The organism is Micromonospora sp. WMMA1363, assembly GCF_030345795.1.
In the GTDB taxonomy this organism is placed as follows: Bacteria; Actinomycetota; Actinomycetes; order Mycobacteriales; family Micromonosporaceae; genus Micromonospora.
Genome location: NZ_JAUALB010000001.1, coordinates 3167585 through 3183838 on the forward strand (window position 1 = coordinate 3167585; position 16254 = coordinate 3183838).

Sequence of the window (16254 nt, forward strand, 5' to 3'; positions counted from 1 at the left end):
AGCCGGTAGGCCACGTCAGCATTCCGTAAGCACCACCGCGGAGAACGCGTCGGGGCGTGCCGCCGGACGGCGACACGCCCCGACCAGGCGTACGGCTCGGCTCAGAAGCCGGGACCGTGCTGGTGGCCGTGACCGTGCGAGTGGCCGTTGCCGCCCGCGGCCGGCTCCGGCTCCGCCGGCTTCTCCACCACGAGGCTCTCCGTGGTGAGCAACAGGCCGGCGATCGACGCGGCGTTGGCGACCGCGTTGCGGGTCACCTTCACCGGGTCCAGGACGCCGGCCTTGGCCAGGTCGACGTACTCGCCGGTGGCCGCGTTGAGGCCGTGCCCCCAACCCTTGCCGGCGACCTTCTGCACCACGACGTAGCCGTCGTGGCCGGCGTTCTGGGCGATCCAGCGCAGCGGTTCGACCAGCGCCTTACGCACGATCGACACGCCCACCTTCTCGTCACCGGTGAATCCGAGGTCGTCGTCGAGCACCGACAGGATCTGCACCAGGGCGGCGCCGCCACCGGGAACCGTGCCCTCCTCGACCGCGGCCTTGGTCGCGGCGATGGCGTCCTCGATGCGGTGCTTACGCTCCTTCATCTCGACCTCGGTCGCCGCGCCCACCTTGATGACGGCGATCCCACCGGAGAGCTTGGCCAGCCGCTCGGAGAGCTTCTCCCGGTCCCACTCGGAGTCCGAGGCCTCGATCTCCTTGCGAATCTGCGCGACCCGGTCGGCGACGTCGGCGGCCTGGCCGACGCCGTCGACGATCGTCGTGTTCTCCTTGTCGACCACCACCCGCCGGGCGGAGCCGAGCACCTCGAGGCCGACCTGGTCGAGCTTGTAGCCCAGCTCGGGCGCGACCAGCTCGGCGCCGGTGAGGATCGCGATGTCCTGGAGCATCGCCTTGCGGCGGTCACCGAAGCCGGGGGCCTTGACCGCGCACACCTTGATGGTCTTGCGGAGCGCGTTGACCACCAGGGTGGACAGCGCCTGACCCTCGACGTCCTCGGCGATGACGAGCAGCGGCTTGCTGTTCTGGAGGACCTTCTCCAGCAGCGGCAGCAGCTCTTCGATCGCCGAGATCTTCTGGGTGGTGATGAGGATGTACGGGTCCTCCAGGACCGACTCCTGCGCCTCCACGTCGGTGACGAAGTTCGGCGAGATGAAGCCCTTGTCGAACTGGAGCCCCTCGGTCACGTCCAGCTCGGTGGCGAGGGTGGAGCCCTCCTCGACGGTGATGACGCCGTCGCGGCCGACCTTCTCCATCGCCTCGGCGATCAGCTCACCGATCGTCGCGTCCTGCGCGGAGATGGTCGCGACGTGCGCGATCGCCTCCTTGTCAGCCACCTCGACGGCCTTGCCGAGCAACGCCTCGGAGACCTTGGTGGCCGCCGCGTCGACGCCCCGCTTGAGGCCGGACGGGTTGGCGCCGGCCGCGACGTTGCGCAGGCCCTCGCGGACCATCGCCTGGGCCAGCACGGTCGCGGTGGTGGTCCCGTCGCCGGCGACGTCGTTGGTCTTGGTCGCCACCTCCTTGACCAGCTGCGCGCCGAGGTTCTCGTACGGGTTGGTGAGCTCGATCTCCTTGGCGATCGTCACGCCGTCGTTGGTGATCGTGGGCGCACCAAACTTCTTGTCCAGAACGACGTTGCGCCCGCGGGGGCCGAGGGTCACCTTGACCGCGTCCGCGAGGGCGTTGACACCGTGCTCCAGCAGGTGCCGGGCGTCGTCCGAGAAGCTCAGGATCTTCGCCATCAATGTCCCTTCGAAGCGAGGTTGCCCCGGCCCGGCGAGCCGGACCGGGGCAACGACACTGCTCGGTTGCTTACTTCTCGATGATCGCGAGGACGTCGCGGGCGGAGAGCACCAGGTACTCCTCGCCGGCGTACTTGACCTCGGTGCCGCCGTACTTCGAGTAGAGGACGGTGTCGCCGACCTTGACGTCGAGCGGCACGCGGTTACCCTTGTCGTCGATCCGGCCCGGGCCGACAGCGAGGACGGTGCCCTCCTGCGGCTTCTCCTTGGCGGTGTCGGGGATCACGATGCCCGACGCCGTGGTGGTCTCAGCCTCGTTCGCCTGGACCACGATCCGGTCCTCGAGCGGCTTGATCGCAACCTTGGTCGCGGTAGTCACGGGCATACCCTCCTGGGGTACTGGTTTCGTTACCGACCGGCGAACCGGTCAGCTCAATCTGCCACATGCCACCGGGCGGGGCCGTCGTCGCGGGTGCCGGTCCGCCTGGCGTTCACCTCCCGGGCACCGGGCCCGGACGGTTGGCACCCTCAGGGTGAGAGTGCTAATCGCAGGTTATTCCTCGGCTAGCACTCCGTCAAGGAGAGTGCCAACTGGGATGCCCGACGCGTCGCCAGCGGAACGCCCGGCGTCACCCGGTACGCCTCGGCCGGCGAGGTGGTGGTCGACCGACACCTGATCCAGCGGCTGATGGCCCGGCGCCGGCCGGACGACCCGCTGGCCCGGCTGAGCCCGCACGAGCGCCGGGTCCTGACCCTGCTCGCCGAGGGGCTGTCCAACCTCGGCATCGCCGAGCGAATGAGTTGCCGGGTCGGCACGGTAGAGAAGCACCTCTCGGCGATCACCGGCAAGCTCGACCTGATCCCGGCGGACCCGGACGCGCGGCGCGGGATCAACGTGCGGGTCCGGGCGGCACTCGCCTTCCTCGGCGGCGCCGACGGGCCGTGAGCCCTCGGGACCTGGCCGGGGCGTCGGCGGCGTGTCGTCCACCCGGTTTTCCCACCCGGGTGGGGCCGGGACTCCCCGTGGGCCGGGCCGGGTCCGGACGGCAGCCTGTGAGCGGGTATCCACCTCGGACGAAAGGACCCGACATACGTCTTCCCCGTCTCCGCGCCCGCGCCGCGGCGCTGCTCCTGGCCAGCACCCTGCTGTCCGCACTGGGCATCACGGCCGCCGCCACGCCGGCCAGCGCCGGTCCGATCGGCTCCTGCGCCAACCTGGGATCGTTCACGCTGATGTTCCGCACCGGCGGCGACGACCTGCGGGGCAATTCGGAGGTCATCCCGCTGCTGCGCACCACCTTCGGCGACGTCGAACTGCAGCACGTGTGGGGTGGCTTCGGCAACAACTCCACCCACTACCGGACCGTCACGTTCTTCAACCCGAACTGGACGGTCAACTCCTGCACGGTGACCGGCGTCAAGCTGCGGATGATCTCACACCCGGAGTGGCACGAGGGCCCGGACAACTGGAATATGGACGGCTTCGCCCTGTACGGCTACAGCACCACCGGAAGCTACAAGTACTACCTGTCCGCCAGCGGCACTCCGGTCAAGCGGTTCACCGGCAGCGACCAGTGGTGGTCGACGCTCGGCTGATCCGGCCGGCGGGTGGCGGTCCCGGGGCCGCCACCCGCACGCCGTTACCCCGCCGGATCGGTGCCGGCGGCACGCGTTGAGTCAGGCCCGGCCAGCCCGGCGGGAACCGTCCGGTCCGTCCCACGCCCGTGGGACGACCACGCCCCCGACTCCCGCCGGCCCCGGGCTCGGCCGGAACAATGGCCGGGTGAACCTGGACCAGCTCGCCGCGTTGCGTACCCCCGAGGGCTCGGCCGCGCTCGCGGCGGCGGCCGAGGTGGCCGGCGGTGACCCGCTGGTCGCGGCGGAGGCACTCCGCTCGGCCGGGCTGCCGGCCGAGCTGGCCGCGGCGGCGCTCACCCAGGCCGAGCTGCGGCGGCGGGCAGTGGGCAAGTTCGGTCCGGCCGCCGCCGGCATGTTCTTCACCAGGACCGGCCTGGAGCAGGCCACCCGGGGGGTGGTGGCGCGGCGGCGCGCCGAGCGGCTGCGCACCGCCGGCGTGAGCACCCTGGCCGACCTCGGCTGCGGTCTCGGTGCCGACGCGCTCGCCGCCGCCCGGGCCGGCGTCCGGGTGTACGGGGTGGAGGCCGACCCGCTCACCGCCGCGTTGGCCGCCGCGAACGCCGAGGCGACCGGGCTCGCCGGGCAGTTCACCGTGGAGTGCGGGGACGCGACGGAGTTCGACGTGCGCCGGGTGGACGGAGTCTTCTGCGACCCCGCCCGCCGGGCGTCCGGGCGGCGGATCTTCGATCCGAACGCCTACTCCCCGCCGTGGGACTTCGTACTCTCGCTGGCCGAACGGATGTCGCGGACGGTGGTGAAGGTGGCGCCCGGCCTGGACCACGCGCTGATCCCGCCCGGCGCGGAGGCGGAGTGGGTGAGCGTCGACGGCGACCTGGTCGAAGCGGCGCTCTGGTGCGGTCAGCTGGCGCTGGTTCCCCGCCGCGCTACCGTCCTGAAGGAACGGCCCCCTCGGGACTCCGCCGATGGCGACGGGTTCCCTTTTCCCGCCGGGACGGCCGAGCTGACCGGCTCCGGTACGGTCGAGGCGACGGTCGGGCCGGTGCGGCGTTACCTGTACGACCCGGAGCCGGCCGTGGTCCGCGCGCACCTGGTGGCCGAACTGGCCGGGGAATTGGACGCGACGTTGGCCGACCCCACGATCGCCTACCTGTACGCCGACGCCCCAACCCCGACACCCTTCGCGCGCTGCCTTGAGGTGACCGACGCGCTGCCGTTCTCGCTCAAGCGGCTGCGCGCGCTGCTGCGCGAACGCCGGGTGGGCCGGGTGGAGATTCTCAAGCGCGGCTCGGCGCTGGAGCCGGAACAGCTCCGCCGCGATCTCAGGCTCACCGGCGACCAGCCGGCCAGCCTGGTGCTCACCCGGGTGGCCGGCGCCCCGACGGTCATCGTCGCCCGACCGTTCCAGCCGCGTGGAGTGGATGGGGGGACACCGCGGACGCTAGGTTGACGGGCGTGGCGGGACAGGGCACACCGGCAACCGCGCTGCTGGCCAGGCGGAGGATCGCGCACCGCACCCATCCGTACGACGTCTCCCCGGACGCCCCGAACTACGGAGCACTGGTGGCGGTGGCTCTCGGTGTGCCGGCGGAGCGGGTGTTCAAGTCGCTGGTGACCGAGGTGGACGGCGCGCTGGCGGTCGCCGTCGTCCCGGTGGACGGCGCGCTGGCGGTCGCCGTCGTCCCGGTGGCCGGCGAGCTGGATCTCAAGGCTCTGGCCGCCGCGTTGAGCGGAAAACGGGCCACCATGGCCGACCGGACGGTGGCCGAACGCGCCACCGGGTACGTCCGGGGCGGGATCAGCCCGCTCGGCCAGCGGAAGCGGCTGCCCACCGTGCTCGACGAGAGCGCCCTGCGCCACGACACCGTGTACGTCTCGGCAGGTCGCCGGGGCCTTCAGGTGGAGCTGTCCCCGCGGGACCTGGTCGACCTCACCGGCGCCGCAACCGCACCGATCGCCGCCGCCTGACAGTCCGCAACGCCTACGTCGCCACGCCCGCCATCGCCTGGCAACCGATATACCCGTTCTGCCCCGAACAGCCCTGCCAGCGGACGACTGCCAGCGCGCGACGGGGTGGTATCGGGCACGTTGCTGAATTGTTATCGCCCACAACAAACTCACGACCTTGGTGGCCTTGTGCCGGCGACACGGCGCGGAATACGTTGCCGGGCACAACAAAACAACACCATCCCCCACCTCGAAAGGACCCTGCACATGCGCAAGGGCTTCCTCGCCGCCGCCGTCGTGGGCCTGCTGGCCACCGGCAGCACAGCGGCCTGCGGCGACTCCTCCGGTGGCGACCAGGCCGACTCCGGCAAGACCGCCAAGATCGGCGTAATCCTTCCGGACAGCAAGTCCTCCGCCCGCTGGGAGGGCGCGGACCGCAAGTTCCTGGAGGAGGCGTTCAAGGCCGCCCGCGTCGACTACGACATCCAGAACGCCCAGGGCGACAAGTCCCAGTTCCAGACCATCGCGGACCAGATGATCACCCAGGGTGTCACCGCCCTGATGATCGTCAACCTGGACTCCGGCACCGGCAAGGCCGTGTTGGACAGGGCGAAGTCGCAGGGCGTCGCCACCATCGACTACGACCGGCTCACCCTCGGTGGCTCCGCCGAGTACTACGTCAGTTTCGACAACGAGGCCGTCGGCAAGCTCCAGGGCGAGGGCCTCAGCACGTGCCTGACCGACAAGGACGCCAAGAACCCGGTCGTGGCCTACCTGAACGGCTCCCCGACCGACAACAACGCCACCCTGTTCAAGAACGGGTACGACTCGGTGCTCAAGCCGAAGTTCGACGCCGACGAATACACCAAGGGCCCGGACCAGTCCGTGCCGGACTGGGACAACGCCCAGGCCGCCACGATCTTCGAGCAGATGCTGACCCAGACCGGCGGCAAGATCGACGGCGTGTTGGCGGCGAACGACGGCCTCGGCAACGCGGCCATCTCGGTGCTCAAGAAGAACAAGCTCAACGGCAAGGTCCCGGTGACCGGTCAGGACGCGACCCCGCAGGGCCTGCAGAACATCCTCGCCGGTGACCAGTGCATGACCGTCTACAAGGCCATCCGTGACGAGGCCCAGGCCGCCGCCGACCTGGCCATCGCGCTCGCCAAGGGCGAACGGAGAGAAACCGGCCAGACCGTCGAGGACCCGGAGAGCGGCCGGGACGTCGCGGCCGTGCTGCTCACCCCGCGGGCGGTCTACAAGGAGAACGTCAAGGACGTCATCGCCGACGGGTTCGTGACCAAGGACGAGGTCTGTGGCGGCGCGTACGCCCAGCTCTGCGCCGACGCCGGCATCAGCTGAACCCCGCCGAGGCGTGGCGCCGCCCAGCACGGGCCACCCCGTGCCAGGCGGCGCGGCGCCGCTACCGACGGGCTGAAGAGACCTCCCCCAGCGCGTAAGGAGAACCCGTGTCCGCGACCCCCCTGCTGGAACTACGCGGGATCGACAAGAGCTTCGGTCCCGTCCAGGTTCTGCGTGACGTCGCCTTCTCCGCCTACCCAGGCGAGGTGACCGCGCTGGTCGGCGACAACGGCGCCGGCAAGTCCACCCTGGTCAAGTGCATCAGCGGCATCTACCCGACCGACGCCGGGGAGTTCCTCTTCGACGGCCGCCCAGTGACCATCCACAGTCCGCGCGACGCCGCCGCACTCGGCGTCGAGGTCGTCTACCAGGACCTGGCACTCTGCGACAACCTCGACATCGTGCAGAACATGTTCCTCGGCCGGGAGAAGCGCAACGGCATCGTGCTCGATGAGCCGACCATGGAGCAGATGGCCGCCGAGACGCTCGCCGGGCTCTCCGTGCGCACCGTGAAATCGCTGCGCCAACACGTCTCCAGCCTCTCCGGCGGCCAACGCCAGACGGTGGCGATCGCCAAGTCGGTGCTCTGGAACAGCAAGGTGGTCATCCTCGACGAGCCCACCGCCGCGCTCGGCGTCGCGCAGACCGCGCAGGTGCTCGAACTGGTCCGCCGCCTCGCCGACAACGGCCTGGCCGTGGTGCTCATCTCGCACAACATGAACGACGTCTTCGCCGTCTCCGACCGGATCGCCGCGCTCTACCTCGGTCAGATGGTCGCCGGGGTGAAGACCACCGACATCACCCACGCCCAGGTCGTCGAGCTGATCACCGCCGGCCGCTCCGGCACGCTCGGCCTCGGCACCGGGCAGACCGACAACGGCGGGGAGCCAGCCACCACCCCGGGAGTCGCCCGATGACCACCACCGCCGTACGCGAGGACGGGCCCGCGGCCGTCGCCCCGGCGCCCACTCTCACCAGCCAGGTCCGCAGCTACATCAGCCGGGTACGTGGCGGGGACATCGGGGCGCTGCCGGCCGTCCTCGGCCTGGTCGTGCTCTGCACCGTCTTCGCGATCATGCGGCCGTCGTTCCTCACCGCCGCCAACTTCGCCAACCTGTTCACCCAGGGGGCGGCGGTCACGCTGATCGCCATGGGCCTGGTCTTCGTCCTGCTGTTGGGTGAGATCGACCTCTCCGCCGGCTTTGCCAGCGGAGTCTGCGCGGCGGTGCTGGCCAACGTGGCGACGGTACTCGGCTACCCGTGGTACGTCGCGGTGCTCGCCGCCGTCGGAACCGGCGTGGTGATCGGCACCGTGCTCGGGCTCTTGGTCGCCAAGATCGGCATCCCATCCTTCGTGGTCACCCTCGCCGGCTTCCTCGCCTTCCAGGGCATCGTGCTTTTGCTGATGGAGGAAGGCAGGAACATCGCGGTCCGAGACCCGGTGCTGGTGGCCATCTCGAACCGCAACCTACCGCCGGTGATCGGCTGGACGCTGACCGGACTCGCCGTCGCCGGCTACGCCACGACCCAACTGGTGCGGCACCGCACCCGCGCGGCCCGTGGCCTGGTGACCGACCCTGCCACGGTCATCCTCGCCCGGATCCTCGGCCTGGCCGCCATCCTCGGAATCGCGGTCTTCTTCCTCAATCAGGAACGCAGCTTCAACACTCTGGTCAACTCGCTGAAGGGTGTGCCGGTCGTGGTGCCGATCATCGCGGTCCTGCTGATCCTCTGGACCTTCGTTCTTCGGCGCACCAGCTACGGCCGGCACATCTACGCGGTCGGCGGCAACCGGGAGGCGGCCCGCCGGGCGGGCATCAACGTGGATCGGATCCGCATCTCGGTCTTCGTCATCTGCTCGTCGATGGCTGCGGTCGGTGGCATCGTGGCCGCCAGCCGGGCCAACTCGGTCGACCCGAACACCGGTGGCAGTAACGTACTGCTCTACGCCGTCGGTGCGGCGGTCATCGGCGGCACCAGCCTCTTCGGCGGCAAGGGCCGCGTTCTCGACGCGGTGCTCGGCGGCGCGGTCGTCGCGGTGATCGACAACGGAATGGGTCTGATGGGCTACAGCTCGGGTGTCAAGTACATCGTCACCGGCGTGGTCCTGCTCCTCGCAGCAAGCGTGGACGCGTTGTCCCGCCGCCGAGCCGCCACCAGCGGCGGCCGTTGACGCCACCGCCCGGGAAGTAGGCACACCACGATGCGCGTAGGACCCAGCCAGGACGAGATCCGCCGGCAGAACCTCGGGGCGCTGCTGCGGTACGTCCATGTGCACGGGGCCACCTCGCGCGCGGAGCTGACCACCGCGCTCGGGTTGAACCGCAGCACCATCGGCGCACTCACCAGCGACCTCGCCGCGGCCGGACTGGTGAGCGAGGGGGCGCCGAAGGAAACCGGCCGGGCCGGACGACCGTCGCTGGTCGTCCGGCCCGAGTCGGCCCGGGTGCACGCGTACGCGTACAGCATCGAGGTGGACCGGCTGCGGGTCGCGCGGATCGGTCTCGGCGGCGCGGTGCTCGACCGCCGGGAGTTGGAGCGGCCCCGCGGACTGACCGCGGCCGAGGCCACGCCGCTGCTGGCCGGCGCGGTCAAGGAGATGCGCCAGGTGGTGTCCGCCGACGCGCTCTGTGTCGGCGCGGGCGTCGCCGTCTGCGGCATGGTCCGCCGGGACGACGGGCTGGTCCGGCTCGGCCCCACCACGGGCTGGGTGGACGAGCCGATCGGCGCGGCGATCGGCGCCGAACTGGGCCCCGACGTGCCGGTCACCGTGGGCAACGTCGCCGACGTGGCGGCCTTCGCCGAGCACGCCCGCGGCGCGGCAGCCGGCTGCGACAACGTCATCTACCTGTACGGTGACGTCGGAGTAGGCGCCGGCATCATCGCCGGTGGGCGCCGGCTGACCGGGCACGGTGGGTACAGCGGCGAGGTCGGACACATGGTCGTGGTCCGCGACGGCGCCCGCTGCGAGTGCGGCTCCCGCGGCTGCTGGGAGACCGAGATCGGCGAGCACGGACTGCTCCGCGCGGCCGGTCGCTCGGACGCGCGCGGCCGCGAGGCGCTGCTCGCCGTCTTCGACGCCGCCGACCGGGGAGACGCCCAGGCGCAAACGGCGGTCCGGCGAGCCGGCGACTGGCTCGGCTTCGGCGTGGCGAACCTGGTCAATATCTTCAACCCGGAGATGGTCATCTTCGGCGGCACCATGCGGGACCTCTACCTGGCGGCGGCGGCCCAGGTGCGCAGCCGGCTCAACTCGATCGGGCTGCCGGCCTGCCTGGAGCACGTCCGGCTGCGCACCCCGCAGCTCGGCGACGACGCCGCCCTGATCGGCGCCGCGGAGTTGGCGTTCGAACGCCTCCTCGCCGACCCGCTCGACGTCGGCTGATTCGCGATACCCGGGTGAACTGATCCGGCGATCGATCCGTACCTCAGGGCGGCCGGTGGATGTGGCTGCCCGGCCCCGACGTCCCCACCGGCCCGGATCCCAGGAGGCATCGCAGACATGGCACCGCGCAGACACGCCCGTCGCCAGGGCCACCGGACCCGTCGCCTGGCGGTCCTGCTGATCGCGATCGCCGCCGGGCTCGGCGCGCTGCCCGGCATGGCCCTCGCCGCCCCGATCGGCCAGCAGCTCAACGCCGCCGACGCCGCGCTGCTCAACGGCGTACGGTTGGCCGGGCTCTGGGAGATGCCCGCCGGCCAGATGGCCGCCGAGAAGGGACAGTCGCCGCGGGTACGGGAGATCGGCGCCGAGATCGCCAAGCAGCACGAGGAACTGGACCGGATCACGGTCGAGGCGGCGAACAAGCTCAGCGCGTCCATCCCCACCGAACCCACCGACGAGCAAAAGGGCTGGCTGAACGAGATGCAGCAGGCCCGCGGCGCCCGGTTCGACCAGATCTTCGTCACCCGGCTGCGGGTCGCCCACGGTAAGATCTTCCCGGTGATCGGCGCGGTCCGCGCCAGCACCCGGGATCCGATCATCCGCGAGCTCGCCGAGGCTGCCAACACGTTCGTCGGCGACCACCTGGACATGCTGGAAAGCACCGGACTGGTCCGCTGGGCGGAGTTGCCGCCGGCTGCGCTGCCCGCTCCGGGCGAGGACGGCCTACTCGCCGCCGCCTCGGCCAACACCGCGCCGCGGTTCGGAATCAGCAACACCCTGGTCTGGCTGGTCTTCCTCGCCGCGCTCGGCACCGGCGGCATCGCCACCTGGCGCATGCTCCGCCGCACCTGACTTCGGAGACGCCCGCATGGCCATGCGGACGACGACATCCCTGACCGAACGGCGACCGCCGAGCGGAAGTACCCGCGCGGCGGTCCTCCTCGGACTGGTCCTGGCCGCACTCTGCGTCACGCTGACCCCGGCGAGCCCAGCCGCCGCGCACGCCGTCGTGGTCTCCACGACCCCGCAACGCGACGGGATCGTCGGCTACGCGCCCCGTACGGTGATGATCACCTTCAGCGAGCCGGTGGCACCGGTCCCCGGCCGGGTGCAGGTGCTCGCCCCGAACGGCAAACGGATCCACACCGGCGAGCCCGACGTGCGGGGAGCGGCCCTGCGGATCCCAGTCCGCGTGCCCGACCAGCCGCTCGGCACCTACCTCGTGAGCTACCGGGTCATCTCGGTGGACAGCCACCCGGTCGCCGGCAGCTTCACCTACTCGGCCGGGGCCCCCTCCGCCGCCCCGCCGCAGCCCGCCGCCGAAGAGGCGGCACCCGCGGGGCCGCTGGTGCCGATCGCCAAGTACGTCGGTTACCTCGGCCTGGTCGCGGCGGTCGGTCCACCGCTGCTGGCGGCCACGTTGTGGCCCCGCCGACGCTCCCGTCGCGGCCCGCTGACGGTGGCGTGGGCCGGGCTCGGCCTGATCGCCGTCGCCACGGCAACGACCTGGGTCGGGCAGGCCGCCGCGGCGGTCGGCACGCCCGTCGACGAACTGTCCGTCGCCGATCTCGAAGCGGCGGGCGCGGGTGGCGTGGGCGTGGTGTTGACCGTACGGCTGGCGCTGGTGGCCGCCGCCGCGGCACTGCTCCCCGCGGTCGTCCAGGGGAACGCGGGGCGATGGCCCACCCGCGGGCTGGCGGTGGTGGGGCTGGCGGGGCTCGCCACCTGGCCACTTGCCGGGCACCCGGTCGCCTCGCCCCTGCCCCCCGTGAGCATCGCTCTGGGCACCATTCACCTCGCTGGGGTGACCGTCTGGCTCGGTGGGCTGCTCGCCCTCACGGCATTCCTGCTGCGGGGGACCCACCCGCGCATTCTCGCCCGGATCCTGCCGGCCTGGTCGAGGTGCGCCACCCTCGCGGTGTGCTGGCTCGTCATCGCCGGCCTGGGTCAGGCCACGATCGAACTCGGCCGGCTGTCGGCGCTCGACAGCGCGTACGGCCGGCTGCTGTGCGCCAAGGCGGGACTGCTGGCCGCGGCGCTCGCCGTGGCCGCCGGGCAGCGGAGTCTCGTCCGGCGGCGGGTCGCCGCCAGCCGACCGGGGTGGGTAGCCCGCGCGGCCGGCGTCGAACTCACGGTGACCGCGGCGGTGCTCGCCCTCACCGCGGCTCTGGTGCAGACCCCGCCGGGCCGCACCGCCGGCACCCAAGCCGCCCGGGCGGCGCGGGAGGGCGTCGCCCGATCCCTCAGCACCGATCTGCTGACCGTGCAGTTCGACGTCTACCCCGCGCGGGCCGGCACGGCGAACAGCCTGCACGCCTACGTCTACACCCTGGACGCGAAACCGCTGCCGGTCGCCGAGTGGACCGTCACCGCTACTCTCCCGACGGCCGGCATCGAACCGATCAGCGTGCGGGTCGACACACCGGAGCCGCACCACGCCAGCGCGGAGCTGCGTTTCCCCGTCCACGGCGAGTGGACGCTGCGGATCACCGCGCGTGTCTCCGACATCGACCAGTCCACCGTGACCACAACGGTGCCGATCCGGTGACCGCCGCCTCGCTGTGACGTCAGCCGCCGTGCACCCGGCAGCTGGCTCCGGATCAGCGGTCGACCTGCGTGAAGTCCCACGAATGCGGCGGCCGGGCGACCAGCGTCACCGGCGGGTCCGGCAACGGCCGGGGGTTTCCGCGCCACTTGGAGATCACCACCACCCGATGATCCGTCGAGGAGAACACCTCGCTGGACAGGTGCAGCGGATCGTGGTCGAAGTCGGGCAGAGCGGTGTCACACACCCAGGTGATCAGGTCAGCCATGCCGTACGGCTCGGCCCGCACTTCCCACATCCGGACGATCATGTCGAGTCCTCCCCTCACACGCTGACCGTAGTCACCGGCATCGCCGAATCGGCGGGCAGGTCCAGCCGGCTCGGCACCACGCCGGAGGCGACCAGACGTGAACCGAGCGCGGCGACCATCGCGCCGTTGTCGGTGCACAGCTTCGGCCGGGGTATCCGGACTCGGACCCCCCGCTTCTCGGCGCGCTCGCCGGCCATCGCCCGCAGCCGCGAGTTGGCCGCCACCCCCCCGCCGATCACCAGCGTCTCCACCCCGTTGGCGCGGCAGGCGTCCAACGCCTTCCGGACCAACACGTCACAGACCGCCTCCTGGAAGGAGGCCGCCACATCGGCCACCGGAACCGCGTCGCCGGCCCGCCGCCGCGCTTCCACCCAGCGGGCCACGGCGGTCTTGAGACCAGAGAACGAAAAGTCGTAGCGGTGTGCCACCAGGTCCTTCGCGGCGGTCAGCCCACGCGGAAACCCGATGGCCGCCGGGTCGCCAGCCCGGGCCTCCCGGTCGATGTACGGGCCACCGGGAAACGGCAGGCCGAGCAGCCGGGCCACCTTGTCGAACGCCTCGCCGGCCGCGTCGTCGATGGTGGCGCCGAGCGGCGTCACCCCACGGGCCAGGTCGTCGACCAGCAGCAGCGACGAATGCCCCCCGGAGACCAGCAGGGCGACCGCCGGCTCGGGCAGCGGCCCGTGTTCCAGGGTGTCCACGGCCACATGCGCGGCGAGGTGGTTGACGCCGTACACCGGCTTCTCGGCGGCCACCGCGTACCCCTTGGCGGCGGCGACCCCGACCAGCAGCGCGCCGGCCAGTCCGGGACCGGCGGTGACCGCGATCGCGTCGACGTCGGCGAGCGTCACGCCCGCCTCCGTCAGGGCGCGGTCCATCGTTGGCACGATCGCCTCCAGGTGGGCACGGCTGGCCACCTCGGGAACCACGCCACCGAACCGAGCGTGCTGCTCGACGCTGCTGGCCAGCGCGTCGGCGAGCAGGGTGTGGCCACGGACGACACCGACCCCGGTTTCGTCACAGGAGGTCTCGATTCCGAGGACCAGGGGTTCGTCAGCCATCGCTCGACTCCTCGTGCCGCTGCATGACCAGCGCGTCGGTGTTGCTCGGTTGGTAATAGCCACGCCGCACGCCGATCGCCTCGAAGCCGTACGCCGCGTAGAGCTTCTGCGCCGGCGCGTTGTCCGCAGCGACCTCCAGCAGCATGCTGCGCACGCGCAGCCGCGAAGCCTCGGCCAGCAGCGCCTCCAGCAGCAACCGCCCGACGCCCCGGCGCTGCGCCTCCCGCCGGACGGCGATGTTCTGCACCCACGCCTCGTCCGGCGGCGCGGCGGTCAGCCCGGCATAGCCGAGCACCGTGCCGTCATCGCCGATAGCGACCAGGTAGTGATGCCCGTTGGCCAGTTCGTTCCAGAACATCGCGGCGGACCACCGCTCGGCACCGAACAGGTCCGCCTCGATCGGCAACACCTCCTCGATGTGCCACCAGCGAAACCGGTCCAGGCGGACCCCGCTCACGGTGCGGCCTCGGCTCGCGGCTGCGGGGCTCGCAACCCCGGCTCACTCCTCGCGCTCACGGTGCGGCCTCGGCTCGCGGCTGCGGGGCTCGCAACCCCGGCTCACTCCTCGCGCTCACGGTGCGGCCTCGGCTCGCGGCTGCGGGGCTCGCAACCCCGGCTCACTCCTCGCGCTCACGGGAGGACCGGCTTTCGCGCGGTCGCCGCAGAGGCATCCGGCCGTCGCAGGTAGAGCGGGGTGAGCGGCTCGCCCGGGGCGCCGGCCCGGAGCCGTTCGGCCGCCAGCGTGGCCAGTACGGCCGCCGCCGGGTAACGGGGCTCGGCCCGGACCGGCAGGCCCAGCGTCTCCGCGTACCGGTGCGCGCCGTCACCGACCGCGACCGTGACGGCCAAGCCCCGGGCACGCGCGGCGGCGACCGCCGGCGCGGAGACCTCCGGGCCGACGATCCGCTGGCCCGCGCCGTCGTAGACCGCCCAGTAGATCTCCCGGCGCCGCGCGTCGCTGGCGGCGAGGACCGGTTCACCCGCGGCCACCGGGTGGCCGAGCCCGTCCAGCGAGCAGACACCGTATGTGGGGACGCCGAGCACCTGACCCATCGTCGCTGCGGTGACCAGCCCCACCCGCAGCCCGGTGAACGGGCCGGGGCCGAGGCCCGCAACGACCGCGGCGAGGTCGGTCGGCCGCGCGCCGGCGTCGGCCAGGACCCCGTCGACCTGCGGGGCGAGCAGCTCGCCGTGCGCGCGGGCGTCGACCGTACGGCGGTACGCCCGGGTCTCGACACCGCCCGCCGTGACCTCGACCAAGGCGGCGGTCACGGCGGGCGTCGAGCTGTCCACCACCAGTACGAGCACGGTTAACCAGCCTAGCCGTTCGTACCGGCACCCCGGCCGCGCCCCGGCTCGGCGCTACCCTCCCCGCAGCACGCCGCCTCAGCCCTACCCGGCCAGCCCTGCGCCGCGCCCAGGTCGCACCCAATCACCCGCCCCACCGCCTGATGCTCGGCCCGATCGCGGGCAGCGGAAGACTCCCGGTGGACGGCACTATTCCCGACAGACATAAATATGACTGAGCGGCATACCGCTCACCGCCGAGTTGTCATCCTCTCTTGGTGACAGAAAGTCGCCTCGCCTGGCAGATCGCCACGGAACTCCGTCGCGAACGGACCTCGCAACTCCTCACCCAGACGGCCCTCGCCGCCCTGGCAGGTATCAGCCAGGGCACCGTCGCCCGCATCGAGCGAGGCGAACGGGTGCCGAGCATCCCGCTGGTCGAGCAGGTGTTCGCGGCGCTGGGCTGCCAGCTCCGCGTCTCGGTGGAGCAGCTCGACACCCACCTGGACGCTCAACTCGACGAACTCGCCGCGCGCCCCCTGGCCGACCGGCTCGACGACCTGCCGCTGGGCCGTGTCCAGGAGCGGCTCGGCGACATGCCGCATTTGCTGACGGGCTGCACCGCCGCCCTGCTGCAAGGGGTGCCGGTGCCGGTTGACGCCATCGAGATCGCCGTCCGCTGGCGCGACTCGGCCCGGTTCACCACCTGGCTGGAGGTCGCCTACGGGCAGCGCTGGAACGCCCGGTGGGGCGACTTCGGCGGGCTTCGGCTGGAGCCCGAGGAACCGGGCGAGCACCGGTGGCGCACCCGCTACGGGGAGATCCGCGCGCAGATGTGTGACGAGCTGCCGGACGCCATCGAGGTGCGGCACGGCGAGCGCGGCTACCGGGTCGTGCCCCTGGCGCAGGTGGAGCTGACCGACCCCGGGACCGCCGCGCTGCTGGCCCGCTGGCGTACCCGGGCCGGCGCCGCGAGCGCCGCCACCTCGCCCTGAACGACACTCCGCCCGCACCCT

At 71.9% G+C, this 16254-nt stretch carries 17 protein-coding genes; 11 read left to right on the forward strand and 6 right to left on the reverse strand.

Annotated elements, in window-relative coordinates:
* Positions 1–101 precede the first annotated feature (101 nt).
* A complete protein-coding gene (gene groL, locus QTQ03_RS14520; protein WP_289278500.1) occupies positions 102–1745 on the reverse strand; it encodes a chaperonin GroEL in 1644 nt (547 codons plus the stop codon).
* A gap of 70 nt (positions 1746–1815) precedes the next feature.
* Positions 1816–2124, reverse strand: coding sequence for a co-chaperone GroES (groES, locus tag QTQ03_RS14525; RefSeq protein WP_502889759.1), 309 nt, complete (start codon positions 2122–2124; stop codon positions 1816–1818).
* Between the two features lie 279 nt (positions 2125–2403).
* On the opposite strand from groES, the gene QTQ03_RS14530 reads away from it, so the two are divergent.
* The 10 genes from QTQ03_RS14530 to QTQ03_RS14575 all read left to right on the forward strand — a co-directional run bounded on the left by QTQ03_RS14530 (position 2404) and on the right by QTQ03_RS14575 (position 12583).
* Positions 2404–2691, forward strand: a complete 288-nt coding sequence (locus QTQ03_RS14530) for a helix-turn-helix domain-containing protein (RefSeq protein WP_289278501.1) — start codon at positions 2404–2406, stop codon at positions 2689–2691.
* A gap of 107 nt (positions 2692–2798) precedes the next feature.
* Complete coding sequence (locus QTQ03_RS14535) at positions 2799–3341, forward strand: hypothetical protein (protein ID WP_289278502.1); 543 nt, start codon at positions 2799–2801, stop codon at positions 3339–3341.
* Positions 3342–3528: 187 nt separating this feature from the next.
* A complete protein-coding gene (locus QTQ03_RS14540) occupies positions 3529–4791 on the forward strand; it encodes a THUMP-like domain-containing protein (protein WP_289278503.1) in 1263 nt (420 codons plus the stop codon).
* A 5-nt stretch (positions 4792–4796) separates the two neighbouring features.
* Complete coding sequence (gene ybaK / locus QTQ03_RS14545) at positions 4797–5309, forward strand: Cys-tRNA(Pro) deacylase (RefSeq protein WP_289278504.1); 513 nt, start codon at positions 4797–4799, stop codon at positions 5307–5309.
* A 246-nt stretch (positions 5310–5555) separates the two neighbouring features.
* On the forward strand, positions 5556–6650 hold the full coding sequence (locus QTQ03_RS14550) for a sugar ABC transporter substrate-binding protein (protein ID WP_289278505.1): 1095 nt from the start codon (positions 5556–5558) through the stop codon (positions 6648–6650).
* Positions 6651–6757: 107 nt separating this feature from the next.
* Positions 6758–7567 (forward strand): ATP-binding cassette domain-containing protein, encoded by an 810-nt coding sequence (locus tag QTQ03_RS14555; protein ID WP_289278506.1) that lies wholly within the window; start codon positions 6758–6760, stop codon positions 7565–7567.
* Entirely contained in the window at positions 7564–8823 is a 1260-nt protein-coding gene (locus QTQ03_RS14560; RefSeq protein WP_289278507.1) for a sugar ABC transporter permease, read from the forward strand. The genes QTQ03_RS14555 and QTQ03_RS14560 overlap by 4 nt, the downstream gene beginning before the upstream one ends.
* 30 nt (positions 8824–8853) lie before the next feature.
* Entirely contained in the window at positions 8854–10035 is a 1182-nt protein-coding gene (locus tag QTQ03_RS14565) for an ROK family protein (protein WP_289278508.1), read from the forward strand.
* Positions 10036–10152: 117 nt separating this feature from the next.
* Entirely contained in the window at positions 10153–10887 is a 735-nt protein-coding gene (locus tag QTQ03_RS14570) for a DUF4142 domain-containing protein (RefSeq protein ID WP_289278509.1), read from the forward strand.
* A 16-nt stretch (positions 10888–10903) separates the two neighbouring features.
* A complete protein-coding gene (locus QTQ03_RS14575; protein WP_289278510.1) occupies positions 10904–12583 on the forward strand; it encodes a copper resistance CopC/CopD family protein in 1680 nt (559 codons plus the stop codon).
* A gap of 52 nt (positions 12584–12635) precedes the next feature.
* Here the strand turns inward: QTQ03_RS14575 and QTQ03_RS14580 are convergent, their stop codons facing one another.
* The 4 genes from QTQ03_RS14580 to tsaB all read right to left on the reverse strand — a co-directional run bounded on the left by QTQ03_RS14580 (position 12636) and on the right by tsaB (position 15259).
* Positions 12636–12890: a hypothetical protein gene (locus tag QTQ03_RS14580; RefSeq protein WP_289280832.1), complete on the reverse strand. Its 255-nt coding sequence runs from the start codon at positions 12888–12890 to the stop codon at positions 12636–12638.
* A gap of 14 nt (positions 12891–12904) precedes the next feature.
* Positions 12905–13951: a tRNA (adenosine(37)-N6)-threonylcarbamoyltransferase complex transferase subunit TsaD gene (gene tsaD / locus QTQ03_RS14585; RefSeq protein WP_289278511.1), complete on the reverse strand. Its 1047-nt coding sequence runs from the start codon at positions 13949–13951 to the stop codon at positions 12905–12907.
* Entirely contained in the window at positions 13944–14408 is a 465-nt protein-coding gene (gene rimI / locus QTQ03_RS14590) for a ribosomal protein S18-alanine N-acetyltransferase (RefSeq protein WP_289278512.1), read from the reverse strand. Before rimI ends, tsaD begins: the two co-directional genes overlap by 8 nt.
* Before the next feature lie 173 nt (positions 14409–14581).
* Entirely contained in the window at positions 14582–15259 is a 678-nt protein-coding gene (gene tsaB / locus QTQ03_RS14595) for a tRNA (adenosine(37)-N6)-threonylcarbamoyltransferase complex dimerization subunit type 1 TsaB (protein WP_289278513.1), read from the reverse strand.
* 257 nt (positions 15260–15516) lie between these two features.
* Between tsaB and QTQ03_RS14600 the strand changes: the two genes are divergently transcribed.
* A complete protein-coding gene (locus tag QTQ03_RS14600) occupies positions 15517–16233 on the forward strand; it encodes a helix-turn-helix domain-containing protein (RefSeq protein WP_289278514.1) in 717 nt (238 codons plus the stop codon).
* Positions 16234–16254 lie beyond the last annotated feature (21 nt).

Coding starts and splice junctions, on each gene's coding strand:
- QTQ03_RS14550 (WP_289278505.1), top strand. CDS start 5,556: ATGCGCAAGGGCTTCCTCGCCGCCGCCGTCGTGGGCCTGCTGGCCACC.
- QTQ03_RS14565 (WP_289278508.1), top strand. CDS start 8,854: ATGCGCGTAGGACCCAGCCAGGACGAGATCCGCCGGCAGAACCTCGGG.
- QTQ03_RS14560 (WP_289278507.1), top strand. CDS start 7,564: ATGACCACCACCGCCGTACGCGAGGACGGGCCCGCGGCCGTCGCCCCG.
- QTQ03_RS14575 (WP_289278510.1), top strand. CDS start 10,904: ATGGCCATGCGGACGACGACATCCCTGACCGAACGGCGACCGCCGAGC.
- QTQ03_RS14570 (WP_289278509.1), top strand. CDS start 10,153: ATGGCACCGCGCAGACACGCCCGTCGCCAGGGCCACCGGACCCGTCGC.
- tsaD (WP_289278511.1), bottom strand. CDS start 13,951: ATGGCTGACGAACCCCTGGTCCTCGGAATCGAGACCTCCTGTGACGAA.
- QTQ03_RS14580 (WP_289280832.1), bottom strand. CDS start 12,890: ATGATCGTCCGGATGTGGGAAGTGCGGGCCGAGCCGTACGGCATGGCT.
- groL (WP_289278500.1), bottom strand. CDS start 1,745: ATGGCGAAGATCCTGAGCTTCTCGGACGACGCCCGGCACCTGCTGGAG.